The following is a 13,329-nucleotide window of genomic DNA, read 5'->3' as shown; positions in this document are numbered from 1 at the left end:
AAAATAAGTAACAGACAAAAAGCGCCGGGCACAAACAAACGGCGCCGATGCGCCGTCATGGTGATATCGATTAATCGCGCGTTTGTACCCAGAATGCGTGAATCAGACCAGGGATATAGCCCAGTAATGTCAGCACAATATTCAGAATAAATGCCCAGCCGAACCCCTTACCCAGCAATACGCCAAGCGGCGGTAAAATAATCGTTATAACAATTCTCCAGAACCCCATATACGCTCCCTATAAAATCAACGGCGGAACAGATGATGTTGTCTTTAAGCATAGTAATTTTAGCTGAGCTTGCCAGTTTGCCTGCCGGGTTGCCCCTTCGCTCACATCAATAATTATTGGGTTTATCGCCATTTTCCTGATGATGTCAAAGATCGCCCGAGATGCCTTCACTAGTATGTTTTCCGGTGACTATGGAAAATAAACAAGGAGAACTGTCGTCATGGTTAATCTGACCCGGGTAATGAAAAAAACGATCCTGACCGGCGCGATTCTGATGGCGTCCACATCATTGTGGGCAGCCGAGCACTGGATTGATGTCCGTACCCCAGATCAGTTTCAGGAAACGCATGTGGAAGGGGCGGTGAATATTCCCCTGAAACAGCTGGATACACACATCAGCGAGGTGGCAAAAGATAAGAATGACACGCTGCATCTGTACTGCAATACCGGCAACCAGTCCGGGAAGGCAGAAAAAATGTTGCAGAGCATGGGGTATAAGAACGCCATCAATGAAGGCGGGCTGAAGGATGTCGAAAAAACACAGAAGATGGTGAAATAGTCTGCTTTCCCTGGCTTCATTGAAGCCTGCCGGACACAAAAAGCACCGTGCGGCAACTGGCGTAATACCGCTGCCGCACGGCGACTGTCAGTTCAGTATTGAGGTCGGCTCTCCCGCTTTTGCCCGTACGGGCGGAGTATCACGCCACAGCGTGTCATAGCTGTAACCCGTCAGGTCTTCGACAACATGACGCGCTTCAGGCGTGACGTCCTGTTTAAGACCGTTGGCTTTCAGGCGCTCAATCTCATCGACAAAAATCTTGTGCGTACGTTTGTTCAGATGGAAGGTCAGTGCCTGCCACAGAGCAATCAGCAACAGCACGGCGGTCCCGGCAAACAGCAGCGTCGCGATGGTATTAATCGCTTCCTGCGGCTGCGACAGGCTGCCTTTTACGAAGCCGCCGCTTTGCAACAGCAGGCCCACGGCAAAGGTGGCGATGGCGACCGTCGTTTTCCGTGAGAAGGTCATGACGGCGGCAAACAGCCCTTCACGACGCTGGCGGGTGATCATCTCGTCAATATCGGGAATAAACGGGAAGACGTTCCACGGTGTAAATTCCAGTACGCAGCGACCGACCTGGTAAACGCCGGCGAGGATCACCAGCAGCATCACTTTGTTGTCGGTCGGGAACTGATACACCAGGAAAAAACCACCCAGGCACAGCAGCATCAGGCTATAGGCAAAGATATAAAGACGAGACGGACCATACTTAATGATCGCCACGCCAGCCGCCAGGGTCACCGGCAGCCCGACGATACTCATCGACAGCAGCGACCCCGCCAGCGAAGAGGAGACCTGCAGGCAGTAGACGCAGAAAAAGACGAATACGGTGTTGTAGACATCCTTCGCCGTAAAGGAGAACAGATAAATCGCCAGGTGCTTACGGAACGCACGGACTTTCAGAGTCGAAGCATACTCCTTGAACAGATTGCCAAAAGCAGCCAGTTTTTCGGCGCCGCTCATCGGCTTCTGCTCTTTATCCAGTTCTGCCAGCATTTCCGGCGTCAGCTCGCGTTCCCAGGTTACTTTCCACGAAATAAACACGCAGATCATAAACATCACGGCAAATACCACGCCGTTGATCAGATACGCATCGGCGTTGTTTTCGCCCAGCGCGGCAATCAGCAGACCGGGAATAAAGGTTGCGAGAAAGGTCCCGGATGCTGACAAGAACATACGGCATGTGGAAAGTTTGGTCCGGCCATTAAAATCTTTAGTCATCTCTGAAGGCAGCGTTTCCCATGGGATAAGCACCATGGCGGCAATGATTTCAAAGGCCAGATACACCGCGAGATAGAACCAGTAGTTCATGCCATTCAGCCACAGGAGGGCGTAAACCAGCATGAGCGGTGCGCCGATCAGCAGGAAAAACCGGCGACGACCAAATTTCTTACCCAAATAGTTTTTATAAAAATGGTCGGTGAAGCTGCCCATAAACAGGCTGACGATAGCATCGACGATACGCGCAATCGCCACAATCGACGCCGCTTCAATCGGCGACAGGCCGACAAACGTGGTATAGAAGAACAGCAGCCACGCGCCGATAACGGTAAATGCACCGCCGCCCATGATGTCCGTCAGACCGTAGCCGATACTGACGGGGATAGTTACCTTTCTGTTTTTACGGGTCATGCTTTATCCCTGTCTCTGACGATCAAAAACGAAAATAACGGCGGGCGTTGTCCACACAAATACCGCGGATCATGGCGTCAAGGATGGCGCGGTCTTCTGGCACTTCGCCTCTCTCTACCCAACTACCAACCAGGTCACAGAGGATCCGGCGGAAATAATCGTGTCGGGGGTAGGAAACGAAGCTGCGGGAATCGGTGAGCATGCCGATAAAGTTGGCAAGCAGCCCCTGATCGGCCAACGTATTAAGCTGGTTGACCATCCCGCGTCGGGTATCGTTAAACCACCATCCGGAACCGAACTGCAGCGGTGATTTCATCCCATCCTCGCCGCTCTGAAAGTTGGCGAGTGTTGAGGCAACCACGTCGTTGTAGCTGGCGTTGAGGTTGTAAAGAATGGTTTTGGGTAGGCCGTCATGCTCCACCATGGCGTTAAGCAACGCGTTCAGGCTTTGCGCAAGGTGAGTCTGATCGCCAATAGAGTCAAAACCACAGTTGATGCCGACCTTGTTGAACATGGTCGCGTTGTTATTACGAATGGCGCCAAAGTGAATCTGCATTGCCCAGTCGCGCTGTTTGTACATTTTGCCCAGCGCGATAAAAATCATACTTTCCCAGGCCTGAAGCTGCTGGTCATTCAGGGCCTCTCCCGCCAGCCGACGCTGGAACAGCGCGGTCTGTCCGGCCTCATCAAGCGGGGAAAAACGGATCTCCAGCGGACCGTGGTCAGATACCCGGCAGCCCGTGCTGTGGAAATAATCAATACGCGCTTCGAGAGCGGCCAGGAATTGATCCAGCGAGGTTATCGCCAGCTGGGTTTTCTGCGCCAGCCGGGAGATAAATGTCAGAAAGCGCTCGGGGCAGGTGTCAAACAGTTCGTCAGGGCGAAAAGTGGGTAAAACGAGAGGGGTAAAATCACTTTTTGCCGCCAGCAGCCGATGGTATTCCAGATCGTCGAGCGGTCCGTCGGTTGTGCACAGTGCTTCAACGTTTGAACGGCGGATGAGCGCCTGGGGTAAAAAATCGTCGTGGCGTAATTGTGCATTACACTGCGCCATAATATCGCGCCAGTTTTTGCTATTCAGCGTTTCGTCGATAGAAAAATAATGTTTCAGCTCAAGATGGGTCCAGTGATAGAGAGGGTTCCCAAAACTGGCTTCGACGGTTTGCGCCCATGCTTCAAATTTTTCTTCGGCGGAAGCATTGCCCGTAATTTTTTGTTCAGGTATTCCATTAGCTCGCATCGCCCGCCATTTGTAATGGTCGCCCTCCAGCCATAGCTGCGTCATATCCGTAAACGGTTTATTTTCCCAAATGGCTTTGGCATCAAGATGGCAGTGGTAATCAATAATCGGTAACGCTTTTGCTACCTCAGAATACAGCCGCTGACCTGGTGCGTTGTTTATCATGAAGCTGTTTTTTATCAGTGACATAACTACTCCGTGCACGATGTTTCTTTCGCTACGAATCCCCCTGTTTGACGTCGGGGGCGGTGTATGACAGGACTTAATGGCGTTGAGGGTAAGCTTCCCCGTTACTGCATGTCTACTACCATACAAGACGTAATAATAAAATTGTGACTTAACGCATGTTATTTCGCTAAAGGTATTCATGGCTAAAAATGCAGGCTGATGAATTTATTTGCCTGTTAAAAATAAAGAGGCTGTGGGTCTCATTAAATTTAAAATAAATCATCATCGTGTTTTACAAAATAAAAACAATTAATCCGATATACAAACGGTACTCGCTTATCTCGTCATTCTTTTTATGGCGGGGCCATCCTTTTTTGACGAGGTGGTTGATCAAAAGATAATTACTGCATATGCTATCAATACTAGTATGGTACACCTCGTTAACATGCACAGATGCAACGATTAAGGCGGATACAAAATGCAGATGACAATGCGCTGGTTTGGGCCACAGGAAGATAAAATCCCACTGGAATATATCCGGCAGGTGCCGGGTGTGGAAGGTGTCGTCGGGGCGCTGTATGACGTTGCTCCCGGAGAAGTCTGGCCGGTTGAGAAAATTAAGGCCCTCGTTGACCAGGCCCATGCCGCGGGCCTGACAATGGAAGTGATTGAAAGCGTCAACATTCATGATGACATCAAAATCGGCACCCCGGAACGCGATCGCTACATAGAAAATTATAAACAAACGATCCGTAACCTGGCGGGCTTTGGCGTTAAGGTCATTTGTTATAACTTCATGCCGGTATTCGACTGGATGAAGACCGATATGAATTACGTCCTGCCGGATGGCTCGCTGACCATGGCCTTCGAAAAGCACGGCATTGATAAAAGCCTGGAAGAGGTTGTCAAAGAGGTACTCGATAACGCCAACGGCTTTGCATTACCGGGATGGGAGCCTGAACGGCTGGCCAAAGTACAGGAGCTGTTCGGCCGCTATAACGGCGTTGATGATAATAAACTGCGGGAAAATCTGTTTTATTTCCTCAGAGAAATTATCCCGGTATGCGAGGAAGTGGGTGTGAAAATGGCCATTCACCCGGACGATCCGCCGTACTCTATTTTTGGCCTCCCGCGGGTAGTCAAAAACCATGATGACCTGACGAAGATTTGCGATGCCGTGGATTCACCGGCGAACGGCATTACGCTGTGCACCGGGTCGATTGCGGAAGATCCGAGTAATAACGTCTATGAAATTCTTGCCGAATTTACGCGTCGCAAGCGTCTCCATTTTGCCCATGTGCGTAATATCAAACTGATTAAGGATAAAGATTTCTACGAATCTGCTCATCCGTCGCAGTATGGCTCGCTGGATATGTATCGCGTCATGCAGGCTCTCCACGATAACGGCTTTGACGGCTATATTCGCCCTGACCATGGGCGCTTTATCTGGGGGGAGACCGGGCGCCCGGGATACGGCCTTTTCGACCGCGCGTTAGGGGTGACTTATCTGCTGGGGCTGTGGGAAGCGCTCGAGAAGACGTCGCAATAAATCCGTCAGCCGGGGGCCGCTGGCTCCCGGTAGATGGCATTTGTCGTCGCAATAGTGGACCGGGCTGGCGCAGCGTTTGGTCAGAACCGGTTTGTTCCCGTTGGGTGCTTGCTTATGGCTGAGCACCAAAGCGCTGAATCAGAAAATCAATCACGCTGCGTAGCTTGGCTGATGGTCGTGTATCCTGTTGATAAATAAGATACATCGGCGTTGGTTTATAGGACCAGTCGGGCAGCACCGGCACCAGGCGCCCTTTGGCGATATCCTCCTTCAGCAGCGACTCCGGTTGCAGCACGATACCGCAGCCGTTAAGGGCGGCAATCCTCAGTGCGTGGCCCTGGTTAGACATAAACCGACCTTTGACCTCCGCTTTAAATATCTCGCCATCGGGGCCCATCAGCTCCCAGCGATCCTGATGTATCCAGTAGGATATCCCCAGACAGCTAAAGTGGCTCAGCTGATCCGGATGCGTCGGCGTCCCGTGCTGGCGGAGGTAGTCGGGAGAGGCGGCAAGAATACGGCGATAGGCGTGCAGCGGTCGGGCAACGATATCCGGCTGGTGAATCTCGCCGATATGAATACCTAGCTCAATATTCCCGTGACTCAAATTGGGGGTCTGGTTATCCAGCGTCAGCATCACGTTGACGTCTGGATTTTGCGTCATGTAGACGCTCAGTGCCGGCACCAGAATCTGGCAACCGAAGCTGACCGGCGCCACCATATGCACCAGCCCTTTGGGAGTAGATTGCAGCTCCATGGCGCTATGCTCGGCAAGAGAAAACTCCGCCAGCACGCGTCGGCAGCGTTCATAGTAAAGCTGCCCAACTTCGGTCAGCTGCTGGCGGCGAGTCGTCCGATGCAACAAACGTGCGCCTAACCGCTGTTCAATCGCCCTGATTTGTTTGGCAACCATGGTGGCCGATACATCGCTGATATCGGCCGCTGCGGTAAAGCTGCCGCACTCGACAACCCTGACAAACATCTCCATCCCGGCAAGTTTATCCATGATTAACAACCTGTAGGTTCTGATTCAATCAACCTAACACACATTTATTCGTCCTCACGTTTCGGCAAAGATAAATTTATCGACCCCAGCCGGGTGTCTTAATCGGAGAGAAATATATGCCTGTTTTACGTTTGGAATTACAGCCAGGCCGCACGCCTGAACAAAAACGTGACTTTGCTCGTGAGGTAACCCGGATAGCGGTGGAAACACTCAAATGCAAACCGGAAAGCGTCGATGTCGTCATTATCGAAATACCTAAAACCCATTGGGCTAAAGGGGGCGTATTACCCACGGAATAGTTTTCGCGCACGCTTCCCTCGCCGGTGCAGAATAGCTGTGCCGGCTAAAATGTGGTGCCATCCTGCTGAATATTTTCCCGTACTGTTGTTTCTCTGCCGGTGGAAATCAATACCGTTGCAGGGATGTTTATTGGATATATCGCGATGAAAAATACCTATGCGACCGGTGTTATTTGCTGCCTGTTTGCCACTTTATCCTGGGGGGCGACGTTCCCTGTTATGACCAGCGCCCTGACGCGATGCGATCCTTACACCTTTACCGCGCTGCGCTACGGATTTGCCGGACTGGCGTTAATGATTGCACTCGCGCTGCGTGAAGGTGGGCAGGGCTTCAGCCTGCAAGGGCAGCGCACAGGTCTGGCGTGGCTGCTGGGCTCTGCGGGGTTTGTCGGTTTTGGCTTTTTTGTTTTTGCGGGCCAGCAGATGGCCGGGAAGGATGGTGCGCTGACGGCGTCTATTATGATGGCCACGATGCCGATGCTGGGGATTCTTGTTAACGGGATAGTTCGCCGGGTCATGCCGCCCGCGCTCTCCGTCGGATTAATTATGCTGTCATTTTTTGGCGTTCTCACCGTTATTACCAAAGGGCACTACGGCAGTCTGGTCAGTAATCCTGGCGGATATGCAGCCAATGCATTGATTATTATGGGGGCGCTGTGCTGGGTGATTTATACGGTAGGGGCGGGATTTTTCCCTCACTGGTCGCCGTTAAAATATACGGCAATGACGACCGGCCTTGGGATGACGAGTATCCTGGCGTTGACTGCCGGGCTGTATATTAGTGGTGCGGTATCTGCTCCGGCGTCTGCTGATTTTATCTTTATTATTCCCCATGTTTTTTATACGGCAATAATTGCTGGTTTTATCGGTATTTTGTGCTGGAATATGGGAAATAAAGTTTTGACGCCGATGAATGGCGTGCTGTTTATGGACGTGGTTCCCCTGACTGCGTTTTCCATTTCGGCAATGGCCGGCGTCGCGCCCACGGCGCCGGAAATTATCGGTGCATGCCTCACCGGCGCTGCGTTAATCCTGAATAACCTCTATTTACGCTATCGTCGCGTGCAAACAGTGATGCCTGTCCGGCCAGTGCCGCAAAGAGAACTCCCTTCGCGGTGTGATTGATTGCTTTGCCGCTATCGCCAGCTCCGCGCCGCGGCTCTTTTGAGCATGGCGCGGACCACCAGGCGGTGGAAAGGAGCAATCAGCATGATATACAGCTTCCCCGTCCGGTTGTGGCAGTGTACTACCGAGGCCAGCACCACCTCTTTTTCCTGCGTCTCGCCGCGGTGACGAGTCAGAATTGCGATCCTGAAATCCAGATGGCTGTCATTGGCTCCGACGATCAGCTCGTTGGTCTCTACCGCGAGCACCGGAAAGAAATCAATATGTGGGATACCGTCCGCGACCAGCTTTGCCCGCATCTGAGCGGAAGACTGGATCCCGAAGGGTTTAACCATAAGATCCCGGCAGGCCAGCAACCATCTGAACCAGCGCGGTGGCCTCGCCAGAACCTGATGAGCCAGGATATTGATATCTGAAGGTGCATCAGACGGCAGGGTGATGGCGAACGCATCCGCAAGTTCGGGAGATGAAAAGAGATTCACGATCCGGCTTTCACCGGGTAACGGCACGATACGAATGGTTTGCAAGGCAATCCCTCTGGTGTCGGCGAGAGTCGGATAGCCAGTGTAATGCGTTGCCATTTTATTGCGAGCGCGGGTCGTGCTATCCAGATGTAATTAATGAGGGCACCGGCCGGGCGCCCTCAGGATATCAGGTTTTCAGGATAATGCTTTCCGTGTCTGTCGGTGCCGGTACAGCCACATTAGCTTATACGCCGCCGGGATAATGAACAGTGACAGCAGCGGGGCGGTGATCATCCCGCCAATCATCGGTGCGGCGATACGGCTCATCACCTCCGACCCCGCACCCGTTCCCCATAAGATAGGGAGCAGACCGGCAATAATGACCGCCACGGTCATCGCCTTCGGGCGTACGCGCAGTACCGCCCCTTGATACAGCGCCTCATCGAGCTTTTCGACGCTGAAGGTCTGCGGATTTTCCAACGATGGATGGGCTTCAATAGCGTGGCGCAGGTACATTAACATCACCACGCCAAACTCCGCCGCCACCCCGGCGAGCGCAATAAATCCGGTGCCGGTGGCAACGGACAGATGGAACCCCATCCAGTACAGGAACCAGATCCCGCCAACGAGGGCGAACGGCACGCTGGTAATGATCAGCAATGCCTCACCAAAGCGGCGGAAAGCCAGATAGAGCAGCACGAAGATGATCATCAGCGTCATCGGTACCATCAGCTTCAGCTTCTGGTTGGCGCGTTCAAGCAGCTCAAACTGCCCGGAGTAGGAGATGCTGATGCCGGGCTTCAGCTTCACTTGCTGGGCGATGGTCTTTTGCAGGTCGTGAACCACGGAGACCATGTCGCGATCCCGGGCGTCGATGTAGATCCAACTTGCCGGACGGGCGTTTTCGGTTTTTAGCATCGAGGGGCCGGTCACCACCTTCACTTCTGCGACGTCGCCGAGCGTAATTTGCTGCTTCAGCGGGGTGAGGATCGGCAGCTGGCGCAGGGCTTCCGGGCTGTCGCGATAGCTTTGCGGGTAGCGGATGTTGATCGGATATCGTTCGACGCCTTCTACCGTTTCACCCACCATGGCACCGCCGATGGCCGACGATACAAACAGCTGAACGTCGCCTACGGTCATCCCATAGCGGGCGGCTTTTTCGCGGTTGATATCGATATTCAGGTAGCGCCCGCCCACCAGACGTTCCGCCAGCGCCGAGGTGACGCCCGGCACGGTTCTGGCGACAACCTCGATCCGCTCGGCGACTTCGTCGATATCGGACAGCACCGTGCCGGAAACCTTAATACCGATCGGGCTTTTAATCCCGGTTGAGAGCATATCGATGCGGTTACGAATCGGCGGCACCCACAGATTGGCCAGCCCCGGCAGGCGCACGGTCTTATCCAGCTCCTCGATAATTTTTTCCATGGTCATTCCCGGTCGCCACTGCGCCTGCGGCTTGAGCTGGATCGTGGTTTCGACCATTTCCAGCGGCGCGGAGTCGGTGGCGGTCTCCGCCTTACCGGTTTTGCCAAACACGCGAGCCACTTCCGGTACCGTCATGATCAGCTTATCGGTCTTTTGCAGCATATCCGCCGCCTGGGCGGCCGAGATCCCCGGCAGCGTCGAGGGCATATACAGCAGGTCGCCTTCGTTAATCTGCGGTAAGAACTCACCGCCGACCCGGTTAAGCGGCCAGATAATTGTCAGGATCGACAATAGCGCAACCAGCAGCGTGGTTTTCGGCCAGTGGAGGACCTTCAGTAATAAAGGATGGTAAATGCGGATCAGAAAACGGTTAAGCGGATTGCTGGTCTCTGCCGGGATCTTGCCGCGGATCCAGAAGCCCATCAGGATCGGGATCACCACGATCGCCAGCAGCGCGGCGCCTGCCATCGACCAGGTTTTGGTAAAGGCGAGGGGGCCAAACAGCTTCCCTTCTTGCCCTTCGAGGGTAAAAATCGGGATAAACGACAGGGTGATAATCAGCAGGCTGATAAACAGCGCCGGACCAACCTCCACCGAGGCGTCGGTGATAATTTTCCAGCGCGTGTCGTTAGCCAGCTTTTGCCCCGGATTGCGGTGTTCCCACTCCTCCAGCCGCTTATGAGCGTTCTCGATCATCACGATGGCGGCGTCGACCATCGCCCCTACGGCAATGGCGATACCGCCCAGCGACATAATATTGGCGTTCAGCCCCTGAAAATGCATCACGATAAAGGCGATACACAGGCCGAGGGGCAGGGAGATAATGGCCACCAGGGCAGAGCGGATGTGCCACAGGAACAGCGCGCAGACCAGTGCCACGACGATAAACTCCTCCAGCAACTTGTGGCTGAGATTATCAATCGCCCGGTCGATCAGCTGGCTGCGATCGTAGGTCGTGACGATCTCCACCCCTGCTGGCAGGCTGTTTTTCAGCGTGTCGAGCTTGTCTTTAACGGCGGAGATCACTTCGCGGGCGTTCTTACCCGAACGCAGGATCACCACGCCGCCTGCCACTTCGCCTTCTCCGTTTAGTTCGGCGATGCCACGACGCATTTCCGGGCCCATTTGCACCCGCGCCACATCGCGCAGAAAGATCGGCACGCCGTTATCGCCAGTTTTCAGCACGATGTTATTGAAGTCTTCCAGAGTTTGCAGGTAGCCGCTGGCGCGCACCATGTACTCGGCTTCTGACAGTTCGACGGACGAGCCGCCCGCCTCCTGGTTCGAGGCATCCAGCGCGGATTTCACCGCAGACAGGCTGATGCCATACTGGGTCAGTTTCTGCGGGTCGACAACAATCTGATACTCTTTCACCACGCCGCCCACCGACGCCACTTCTGAAACATTGGGGATGGTTTTCAGCTCGTATTTTAAAAACCAGTCCTGCAGCGAGCGCAGCTCCGCGAGATCGTGTTTACCGCTGCGGTCGACCAGCGCGTATTCAAAGATCCAGCCGACACCGGTGGCATCGGGCCCCATTTCGGCGCTGACGCCCGCCGGCAGCTTGCCCTGTACCTGGTTGAGATACTCCAGGACGCGGGAGCGCGCCCAGTAAGGGTCGGTACCATCTTCGAAAATAACGTACACGTACGAGTCACCAAACTGCGAGAAGCCGCGCACCGTTTTAGCCCCCGGGACCGAGAGCATGGTGGTGGTCAGCGGCCAGGTGACCTGGTTTTCGACGATTTGCGGAGCCTGTCCTGGATAGCTGGTTTTTACTATCACCTGCACATCTGAGAGATCGGGCAGAGCATCGACCGGGGTATGGACTATTGTCCACGCGCCCCACAGGCTGAGAAACAGCGCACCCATCATCACCAGAAAACGGTTGGCCACCGAGCGACGGATTATCCATTCAATCATTTGTCATTTCCTCAGTGGGCGTGGGATGCGGATTCCGCAGGCGCTGGCGCCGCGGCAGGCGTCTGTGCGCGCATCCTGTCCAGCGCGCCGGAAATATTGGCTTCTGAATCAATCAGGAACAACCCACTGGAGACCACTTTTTCGCCTTCGCTGAGGCCGGCGCGTACCGCCGTCATGCCGTCGGATTGCTGGAACACCTCGATGCGTTTCGGGACAAAGCGTCCGTCGTTGTCGAGTGTGATCACCCGCTGCTCCGTGCCGGTATCGATCAGCGCTTTTGACGGGATCAGCAGCATCGGCTGGCTTTGGGTATTCAGCTTGAGCCAGGCGTTCATCCCCGGTTTGAGCGCCTCATCCGGGTTTTCTACCTGCAGGCGCAGCTGTAGCGTGCGGGTCGTGGCATCGGCACTGGGCAGAATCGTCCATTTGCTGACGGTGAACGTTTTCCCGGGCCAGGCCGGAACGGAGATCGTAAACTGCGAGCTGTCTTTGAGAAGCCACGCGATAGATTCCGGCACTGCGGCGCTGATCCACACCGGGTCCATCCCCTGAATTTTCGCCACCACGTTGTCCTTGGTGATATTCATCCCGCTGCGTAAATCAAAGGCGGTGATCACGCCATCGATCGGCGCTTTGAGGGTGAAACGGGTCTGAATCTTGCGCGTGGCTTTTAAGCGGCGAATATCCTCTTCCGGCATACCGGCGAGGCGCAGGCGCTCAAGGATCCCCTCCACCTGAGTGGCGGTTCCGCCGGTGTCCCGCAGCAGTAAATATTCGCTTTGGGCTTCGACCCAGTCCGGAATAGTCAGATCAACAAGCGGCGTACCCTGGCGAATTTTATCGCCGACGGTCAAGGGATAGACCTTCTCGATAAATCCCGCGGAGCGGGCCTGGACAATCACAAACTGATATTCGTTAAAGCTGACGCTCGCCGGGAGTAGCTGAGAGAAATGCAGCGGGCCACGGCGAACGGGATCGGTTTTTAACCCCAGATTCTGGGTCTGTGTGGGATCGATGCGCACGCCGGGCGTGGAAGAGGATGCGCTCTCTTCATCGGCGTATTTCGCCACCAGGTCCATGTCCATAAACGGTGATTTTCCCGGTTTATCAAAGCGGGTATTGGGGTACATCGGGTCATACCAGAACAGCACTTTACGGGCCTCTTTTGCACCAGCTGGGGACGAGCTATCGGTAGCGGGAGGCGAAAAATGGGCGTACAGGCTTGCGGAGATAATGCCGCCAATAAGCATACTGCCGAGAATCAGCGCGCTGTTTTTGAGGGTTAACGATGCCATATCTGTATCCATATCAACATTATTGGGGTTATCTCCGTGGGGCGTTATTGCGCGAGATGAATATCCTGTAATAAGGAGAGGTTGCCCTGCTGAATAAAGGTAAAGGCGACTTTGCTGCCGGCTTTGATGTCATTGAGTGGCGTTTGCGGGGTAAAAGTGAAACGCATGGTCATCGGCGGCCAGTTCACCGCGGGAATGGCATCATGGGCGATGGTGACCTTTTTGTTTTCCATATCAATAGATTTGACCTCGCCGGTGGCGCTGATGGCCTGCGTCTGCTGCGCGGCTGGCGCGGTATTCATCATGTCTCCATGCTGATGCTCGTTGGCCTGTGCGCCGAACATTACCGTAGAAAGAAGGCCGAAAATGATCGTTTTAGCGATGTTATTCATGATTCATACTCCTGAAAGTT

12 protein-coding genes are annotated in these 13,329 nt (G+C 54.1%); 4 read left to right on the top strand and 8 right to left on the bottom strand.

Annotated elements, in window-relative coordinates:
• Positions 1-70 precede the first annotated feature (70 nt).
• Positions 71-229: a YqaE/Pmp3 family membrane protein gene (locus ACMYSK_RS16345; RefSeq protein WP_434636900.1), complete on the bottom strand. Its 159-nt coding sequence runs from the start codon at positions 227-229 to the stop codon at positions 71-73.
• Between the two features lie 220 nt (positions 230-449).
• Between ACMYSK_RS16345 and pspE the strand changes: the two genes are divergently transcribed.
• On the top strand, positions 450-788 hold the full coding sequence (pspE, locus tag ACMYSK_RS16340) for a thiosulfate sulfurtransferase PspE (protein ID WP_434636898.1): 339 nt from the start codon (positions 450-452) through the stop codon (positions 786-788).
• 87 nt (positions 789-875) lie between these two features.
• On the opposite strand, the gene ACMYSK_RS16335 is transcribed toward pspE, so the two are convergent.
• Positions 876-2,420, bottom strand: coding sequence for an MFS transporter (locus tag ACMYSK_RS16335; RefSeq protein WP_434636896.1), 1,545 nt, complete (start codon positions 2,418-2,420; stop codon positions 876-878).
• 22 nt (positions 2,421-2,442) lie between these two features.
• The gene (uxaC, locus tag ACMYSK_RS16330; protein WP_434636894.1) at positions 2,443-3,849 is read right to left on the bottom strand and encodes a glucuronate isomerase; all 1,407 of its coding nucleotides are present in this window, start codon (positions 3,847-3,849) and stop codon (positions 2,443-2,445) included.
• A gap of 457 nt (positions 3,850-4,306) precedes the next feature.
• Between uxaC and uxuA the strand changes: the two genes are divergently transcribed.
• Positions 4,307-5,377 (top strand): mannonate dehydratase, encoded by a 1,071-nt coding sequence (uxuA, locus tag ACMYSK_RS16325; protein WP_434636892.1) that lies wholly within the window; start codon positions 4,307-4,309, stop codon positions 5,375-5,377.
• Positions 5,378-5,489: 112 nt separating this feature from the next.
• Here uxuA and ACMYSK_RS16320 read toward each other — a convergent pair whose 3' ends face one another.
• Entirely contained in the window at positions 5,490-6,383 is an 894-nt protein-coding gene (locus tag ACMYSK_RS16320) for a LysR family transcriptional regulator (protein ID WP_434636891.1), read from the bottom strand.
• A 116-nt stretch (positions 6,384-6,499) separates the two neighbouring features.
• On the opposite strand from ACMYSK_RS16320, the gene ACMYSK_RS16315 reads away from it, so the two are divergent.
• Positions 6,500-6,682 carry a 4-oxalocrotonate tautomerase gene (locus tag ACMYSK_RS16315; RefSeq protein ID WP_434636889.1) on the top strand — a complete coding sequence of 61 codons (183 nt, stop codon included), beginning with the start codon at positions 6,500-6,502 and terminating at the stop codon, positions 6,680-6,682.
• A gap of 144 nt (positions 6,683-6,826) precedes the next feature.
• On the top strand, positions 6,827-7,807 hold the full coding sequence (locus ACMYSK_RS16310) for a DMT family transporter (RefSeq protein WP_434636888.1): 981 nt from the start codon (positions 6,827-6,829) through the stop codon (positions 7,805-7,807).
• Positions 7,808-7,818: 11 nt separating this feature from the next.
• On the opposite strand, the gene ACMYSK_RS16305 is transcribed toward ACMYSK_RS16310, so the two are convergent.
• The 4 genes from ACMYSK_RS16305 to cusF all read right to left on the bottom strand — a co-directional run bounded on the left by ACMYSK_RS16305 (position 7,819) and on the right by cusF (position 13,309).
• The gene (locus tag ACMYSK_RS16305; RefSeq protein WP_434636885.1) at positions 7,819-8,388 is read right to left on the bottom strand and encodes a DUF2867 domain-containing protein; all 570 of its coding nucleotides are present in this window, start codon (positions 8,386-8,388) and stop codon (positions 7,819-7,821) included.
• 78 nt (positions 8,389-8,466) lie between these two features.
• Positions 8,467-11,622 carry a CusA/CzcA family heavy metal efflux RND transporter gene (locus ACMYSK_RS16300; protein WP_434636883.1) on the bottom strand — a complete coding sequence of 1,052 codons (3,156 nt, stop codon included), beginning with the start codon at positions 11,620-11,622 and terminating at the stop codon, positions 8,467-8,469.
• An 11-nt stretch (positions 11,623-11,633) separates the two neighbouring features.
• Positions 11,634-12,917 (bottom strand): efflux RND transporter periplasmic adaptor subunit, encoded by a 1,284-nt coding sequence (locus tag ACMYSK_RS16295; RefSeq protein WP_434636881.1) that lies wholly within the window; start codon positions 12,915-12,917, stop codon positions 11,634-11,636.
• Positions 12,918-12,961: 44 nt separating this feature from the next.
• Entirely contained in the window at positions 12,962-13,309 is a 348-nt protein-coding gene (gene cusF / locus ACMYSK_RS16290; RefSeq protein WP_434636879.1) for a cation efflux system protein CusF, read from the bottom strand.
• Positions 13,310-13,329: the final 20 nt, after the last annotated feature.

The sequence above is a fragment of the Klebsiella sp. I138 genome (assembly GCF_051131765.1).
GTDB lineage: Bacteria > Pseudomonadota > Gammaproteobacteria > Enterobacterales > Enterobacteriaceae > Klebsiella.
This window is presented reverse-complemented; position numbering and strand designations above follow the sequence as displayed.